The 6,715-nt window shown below is 49.0% G+C and carries 4 protein-coding genes and 1 tRNA gene; all 5 read right to left on the bottom strand.

Going from position 1 to position 6,715, the window contains the following annotated elements; all coding sequences use genetic code 11:
- Window positions 1-885 precede the first annotated feature (885 nt).
- Window positions 886-3,219 carry a family 20 glycosylhydrolase gene (locus EII41_RS13035; protein WP_124790935.1) on the bottom strand — a complete coding sequence of 778 codons (2,334 nt, stop codon included), beginning with the start codon at window positions 3,217-3,219 and terminating at the stop codon, window positions 886-888.
- A 35-nt stretch (window positions 3,220-3,254) separates the two neighbouring features.
- A complete protein-coding gene (gene glyA / locus EII41_RS13030) occupies window positions 3,255-4,535 on the bottom strand; it encodes a serine hydroxymethyltransferase (protein WP_124790934.1) in 1,281 nt (426 codons plus the stop codon).
- A 440-nt stretch (window positions 4,536-4,975) separates the two neighbouring features.
- Window positions 4,976-5,047, bottom strand: a tRNA-Arg gene (locus EII41_RS13025).
- Window positions 5,048-5,114: 67 nt separating this feature from the next.
- Window positions 5,115-5,699, bottom strand: coding sequence for a superoxide dismutase (locus tag EII41_RS13020; RefSeq protein WP_185711449.1), 585 nt, complete (start codon window positions 5,697-5,699; stop codon window positions 5,115-5,117).
- Window positions 5,700-5,842: 143 nt separating this feature from the next.
- A complete protein-coding gene (gene recO / locus EII41_RS13015; RefSeq protein WP_124790933.1) occupies window positions 5,843-6,571 on the bottom strand; it encodes a DNA repair protein RecO in 729 nt (242 codons plus the stop codon).
- Between the last annotated feature and the right edge of the window lie 144 nt (window positions 6,572-6,715).

Here is a 6,715-nt window from a genome sequence, read left to right as displayed (position 1 = left end):
GAGCCCGTCGGCCGCGAAAGAAACTGTTCTTTTCATAACGTTGAATTTTTTATGATGAAACCATACGCAACGCCGATCGCTCCGCATGAGACATACGGAGACGTAAGAGGTTGCTATGCGAATATTAACAAATGTTAACGGGGGGGGGGGTAAAGGGACGTTTGCGGGTTCGGGCGGCAGGTGGCCGCGCTTGTCGCGGCGTCTGTCGGTAGCGTTATCGGTCGTGTTTGTGTACCTTCGCGTTTCATGCCCGTTGGTGTTCTTGTTACGTCTTGTTTCGTTCTGTTCGCTGCCCATCGATGATGCTCTCCGGGCGTTGACATTTCTTATTTGTCTTTTAATTGTTCTTAACGGTGCAAAGATACGACGTCTTTTCGAGTTATGCAATGAGTAAATTACTCAATTTTGCATGAGTAAATTACTCAATTTTGATTTTTATGAGTTGTTGAGGTGAATGCTGATTACTGACGGCTGACCGCTAATGAACAATTACGAATTACGATATCCGAACGCAAATGATCGTAAAGTGAAAAACGAAAAGTGAAGAGTGAAAAATGGAGCAAAGTAGTAGCAGTAGTTATGCCGGGTACATGTTGTAGAGACGCAATAACTTTTGCGAGTAAGCGAGAGCAGAGCCGAATTTATTCGAGCTATGCCGAGCGTGAGCAAATTGTTAGAATAAAATTGCGTCTCTACGGGGCAAACATGGGGCGATATGCACAATCCAACATACAATATAATATATTTGCGTTGATTTGCGCCATTCGCGTAATTTGCGTTCGGACAATACAACAAAAAAGGGCGAACACAAGGTTCGCCCCTACTGAACGCTGTGGCTCTGCCGAAACGTGCGATACGATGTCGGCAAAGTAACTCGCCGCTTATTTATTCGTGGAACAGCTGATTCTCTGCGATCGCTTCGAATTTCTCGGCATCGGCTTTGCGGATTTTCACGCTGCCGTCGCCCCAGTTCGAAGGCCATCCGCCGATGATGTGTCCGAGGAAAACTACCTTGAACTCGTGCAGTCCTTTGGCCAACGCTGCCGAGCGGTCGCGACGCGAGAAGCGTTTCGTCTCGCCGGTGTTACTGATCAGCATCTGACCGTCGACCCATACCTCTTCGAGGTCGGACGAGAAGTAGTAGACGCCGTCTTCGGGAATGTCTACATAGCCTTCGGCAATGGCCGCGTATTGCTTCACTCCGCGCATCGATTCGCTGCTCTTAACCACTTTCGTGATTTCGCCGAGGCTCTTGATCGTCGATGCTTTCCAGTCGGTCACATCCGCCAACTTCGACGGTTCGAGGAACATGCCGTCCGTTACCTGCATCTTCAAACCCGGTTTGGCCGCAGCCACTTCTTTGGCCGGTGCCGGCGCCTGCTTCTCTACGGTGATGGTGCGTACGGGGCTCATTTTTCCCGAAGGCAGTACGGAACGGATTTTCAGCGTGGCCGATTCCGTAAATTCGAGTGGCGATTCGTATACGGCCGATTCGGGCGTGGGATCGTTGCCGTCTGTCGTGTAAACAACCTTGATGGGGCGGTTCGTCGTAAACTCGAGCGATGCCTTATCGATGAACGCTACGAAATTGCACGATCCGTTCGGCTGTTCGGGCTGAGGGATGTAATAGTTCACCTTATGACCGTCGAGACGCACGTACGCGTTGTCCAATCGGCGCAAGAAGTCGTTGTAGTCTTTCTTCTCGACCTGTGTCCATGCAATCTCGCTCAACGCCAGCACACGCGGATAAGCACGATATTCCAGAATGTCGGTCGTGTAGAGGTATTCCGACCATAAGTTGCATTGAACGCCTTTGACAAAATGATCTTTGCCGAGCTTGATCAACGTGTCGGGGGTCGGGTTGTAACTGTATGTCTTTTCTAATTTCGCGTTGCCTCCGATCGCTACCGGTTCGATTTTCGGATCGCCCTGATAGTGGTCGATATACATCCCTCCCGATCCGGGCGTCATGATCACGTCGTGGTCCATATTAGCCGCGGCAATACCGCCGGCTTCGCCACGCCACGACATTACCGTGGCCGATGGTGCCAGACCGCCTTCCAGAATCTCATCCCAGCCGATCAGACGCTTGCCGTGTCCGTTCAGTACTTTCTCGATGCGACGGATCACGTAGCTTTGCAGCTCTTCTTCGTTCTTCAGGCTTTCTTCGCGGATACGCTTCTGGCAAAGCGGACATTGCTTCCAGCTGCTCTTGGGGCACTCGTCTCCGCCGATGTGGAAATAGGTGCCGGGAAACAGCGGGATCATCTCGGCGATTACGTCTTCAAGGAATTGGAAGGTCTCTTCTTTTCCGGGACACATGACAATGTCTTCGACGCCCCAGATGACGCGCGGCGTGATGGAATCGCCCTTGCACGAAAGCTCCGGATAGGCGGCGATGGCTGCCAGTTCATGCCCCGGAATTTCCAGTTCGGGAACGACCGTGATAAAACGTTCGGCCGCGTAAGCTACGATTTCCTTGATCTCTTCCTGTGTGTAGAAACCGCCGTATTCTGTGCCTTCGCCGTCGATGCGCTTCGACCCGATTTCCGTCAGCTTCGGATATTTCTTGATCTCGATACGCCAGCCCTGATCTTCGGTCAGATGCCAGTGCAAACGGTTGATCTTGAAGAGGGACAAAACATCGATGTGCTTCTTCACATTCTCGACCGGGATAAAGTGGCGGCACGGATCGAGCATGACTCCGCGGTAGCCGAATCGGGGAGCGTCCTGAATGTTGACGCACGGAGCCACCCACGCCATCCCATCGACGGTCGTACTGCTTTCTACCTCGGCGGGGAGCAGTTGCAGGAAGCTCTGCATGGCGTAGAACAACCCTTGCGCGGTGCGAGCCTTGGCCGTGACCTTGTCTTTCGTCACCTCCAAAGTGTACCCTTCTTCATGCTCTACCGATTCGTCGATCAGTAACGCGATCGCGTTCGATGCCGTTTCCTTGTCGGTCACCTGCAGCGTAAAACCTGTCGAGAGGTTGAGCTTGCCGGCGATAAACTCGGCAATCGTCCGGGCACCGGCGTCCTGTGCATAAAAAACGGTGTTCTTTTTCAGCTGGAAAGAACCTTCGCCCTGCTCCAGACTCTGCGGTTGAGGAATGATGTTGATTCCCTGATTGTAACTTTGCTGATTCGTGACCGGTTGCTTGTTGTCGCACGCCGTCAGGCAGCATACGCCGATCACTGCGGATAAAATTAATTTCTTCATACGATATATAATAATTGAATTTGTGTTCCGGAGGATTACCATGCAAACAACGGATAATCTTTCATCGTCTGATTCACTTTGCTGCGCACGGAAGCAATCGTTGTCTCCGATTCGGGATTCGAGAGTACGGTGTCGATCATCTCGACAATCTCGCCCATCAGCGGCTCTTTTACTCCGCGGGTGGTGATGGCCGGTGTACCGATACGGATGCCCGACGTCTGGAACGGCGAACGACTGTCGAACGGTACCATATTCTTGTTCACCGTAATATCGGCGGCTACTAACGCTTTTTCTGCCACTTTACCCGTCAACTCGGGGAATTTGGTGCGCAGGTCGATCAGCATGCTGTGGTTCTCCGTTCCGCCCGAAATGATTTTATATCCCTTATCGATAAAGGCTTGTGCCATCACGGCTGCGTTTTTCTTTACCTGTGTTTGATACGTTTTGTATTCGGGTTCGAGCGCTTCGGCGAATGACACGGCTTTGGCGGCAATCACATGTTCAAGCGGACCGCCCTGAATACCGGGGAATACGGCCGAGTCGAGCAGCTGAGACATGGTTTTGATTTCGCCTTTCGGGGTTTTCTTGCCCCACGGATTTTCAAAATCTTTGCCCAGCAGAATCACCCCACCGCGCGGTCCGCGCAGGGTCTTATGCGTCGTTGAAGTGACGATATGGGCGTGTGGCAGCGGGTTATTCAGCAAACCGGCAGCAATGAGGCCGGCGGGATGTGCCATATCGATCATCAGCAAGGCACCGACTTTGTCGGCAATCGCGCGCATCTTTGCATAATCCCAGTCACGAGAATAAGCGGAAGCTCCTCCGACAATCAATTTCGGTTTCTCGCGCAATGCAACTTCTTCCATCTGTTCGTAATCGACGCGTCCCGTGTCTTCTTTTACGTTATATTCGACGGCGCGATACAAGATACCCGAACTGTTTACCGGCGAACCGTGCGAGAGGTGCCCTCCGTGCGAGAGGTTTAAGCCTAAGAACGTATCGCCCGGATTCAAGACTGCCAGAAAGACAGCCGCGTTCGCTTGTGCACCCGAATGGGGCTGGACATTGGCCCACTCGGCGCCGAAGAGCTTTTTCAGCCGTTCGATGGCCAGATTTTCACTTTCGTCTACCACTTCACAGCCTCCGTAATAACGTTTTCCGGGATACCCCTCGGCATACTTATTGGTGAGGTAACTGCCCATGGCCTGCATTACCTGTTCACTCACGAAGTTCTCCGAAGCAATCAGCTCGATACCTTTCAACTGACGTTGATGTTCACGTTCGATAATTTCAAAAATTACATTGTCTTGTTTCATAGAAATATGTTGGTTAATGATTCGTATATTTGTTTCTACTTCGTCTGTTTTTATTGGTTGTTATAACCACTTGTTTTTCACATTCGTTTTGCGGGCGTAAAGGTATTGTTTTTTTTATGAATATACCTAATGATTGCGGGGGATTCTCTGTTAAAAAGTTATTTCGCATACGTTGCCTATACCACCTGCATGACGCACGCACAAATGAACCGTCAAGAAGGCTCTGTCTCTTTTGTTTCGTCCATGCCATCGTAGAGGTGGAAAGGGAAGTATTGTAGGCATAGTTCAGCTTTTTGCGAACGATATGTCAGCTGGCATATACATCGGGAAAACCGTTTGAATACAGAATAAAAAAACGTCTTAACTCTTTCAAGTCAAGACGTTTTATGATTTGGGTTGAGGTTTTTTACTTGCTTTTGTTGCTCTGCAACCTCTGAGAGTAGTCCCGCCGGGAATCGAACCCGGATTTAAAGTTTAGGAAACTTCCGTTCTATCCATTGAACTACAGAACCATGTTTAAAAGACCGGCCGACGGTTCAAACGCTCGGCCGGCGGTCTCTCTTCCGATGCGACCTGTTTTTATTTCATTCTGCTCTCTACCACTTCCCAGTCGATGATGCTCCATACCGCTTCGATATGGTCGGCACGTCTGTTCTGGTAATCCAAGTAGTAAGCGTGCTCCCACACGTCGATACCGAAGATCGGCGTGTATCCTCTCCGTACCGGATTGGCGCCGTTGGCTTCCTGTGTGATCACTAATTTACCTTCTTTGTCGATGGATAAGAAAGCCCATCCCGATCCGAACAAGGTTAAGGATGCTTCCGTAAACTTCTTTTGGAAGGCCTCAAAGCTACCGAAATCACGATTGATGGCTTCAGCAAGTTTGCCTTTGGGAGCGTTATGCTCTGTCTGAGGCTTGAACTGCAGGAAGTAAATCTCATGATTCAGCGCTTGACCGGCATTGTTGAAAATGGCACCGTCGGGAGCTGTTTTAACAATCTCCACAATGCTTTTTCCTTCATATTCCGTACCTACTACAAGTTTGTTCAATGTATTTACATAGTTTTGTAAATGTTTACCGTAATGATATTCGATCGTCTGCTGGCTGATTACAGGTTCCAATGCATTCTGTGCATAGGGAAGCTTTGGTGTTTCAAAACTCATAAGTGTAATGCTTAAAAATGTAAAAATTAATGTTGATAAAATCGCTTTCATACAAGTGAATTTTATAAGTCGTTACAAAGATACTTGCTTTCGGATAAAAATGCAAATGCTCGCTTGAATATCTTGAAAGGGTTTAATGTTTTTTATTGGTTAAAAAGGGTTTGCATTACCTCGAGCGATTTTATCTCCGGGAAATCGGACAAATGAAGACGGTAGTAATCAAGAATATGTCGGATGATACGGGTGCGCTCTGTTCGGGAAAAACTGAATACCGACATATTTTGGAAATTCATTTTTAACAAACGGGCAAAGACGAGGCTCTCGTCCTTGTCTAAATAGTGATTGTGTTCGGGAAGGGTGCTCGAAAACGTACCATTCAACAGATCGAAATATTGCCCTGCCGCATACAACTCTTTATTGGGATGGATGCCGAGATAGCTCGATAACCGGAATAGAAATGCGAGATGGAAGTTGGCGATGCCTTCGTCGGCGATTTCGAGCCAACGAATGGCGTGGTACAGATAATTGAACAGGGCCTTGTTCGCTTCCTTTTCCTGAATGACCCGGTAGAGGACTTCGGACAGAAACAAGGCTTCGGCGTTCTTTACAGGATGCTGATGAAGCTGCATCGCCAGAAAGGCCGGGCGAGCTTCACGGATGCGCTGAATTTCTCTGTTGTTCAGATGTTCCACTTCCATATCGAGGACGGAAAGAGGCATCAGGAAAGCATGTGGAATCTTTGCCTTCTTACGGCGCGAGTTCGTCACCATGTAAGAAACACGCCCGAATTCTTCCGTATACATATTTATTATAATGTACTTGTCGTTGTACGGAAGGGTGTGTAATACAATTCCCTTTGTTTTATGCAGCATCCCGATGCAAAAATAGTAAAAAAACGGATGTGGATGCCCGTTTCAGGGAAATGTGAGGCAGAGTATTAACAGGGTTGACGCATTAAAATTGTATTGTGATTAGTTGTTGTGGCTTCATTCGAGCCAGTTTCTTTTGGATACGAG

It is taken from the genome of Tannerella forsythia, assembly GCF_003860135.1.
GTDB classification, from domain to species: domain Bacteria; phylum Bacteroidota; class Bacteroidia; order Bacteroidales; family Tannerellaceae; genus Tannerella; species Tannerella forsythia_A.
The sequence above is the reverse complement of the archived record's forward strand: the minus strand, read 5'-3'. Positions and strand labels throughout refer to the sequence as shown.

Excerpts from the sequence above, each read along its gene's own strand:
- EII41_RS13035 (WP_124790935.1), bottom strand. The coding sequence starts at position 3,219 with ATGAAGAAATTAATTTTATCCGCAGTGATCGGCGTATGCTGCCTGACG.
- glyA (WP_124790934.1), bottom strand. The coding sequence starts at position 4,535 with ATGAAACAAGACAATGTAATTTTTGAAATTATCGAACGTGAACATCAA.
- EII41_RS13020 (WP_185711449.1), bottom strand. The coding sequence starts at position 5,699 with ATGAGTTTTGAAACACCAAAGCTTCCCTATGCACAGAATGCATTGGAA.
- recO (WP_124790933.1), bottom strand. The coding sequence starts at position 6,571 with ATGCTGCATAAAACAAAGGGAATTGTATTACACACCCTTCCGTACAAC.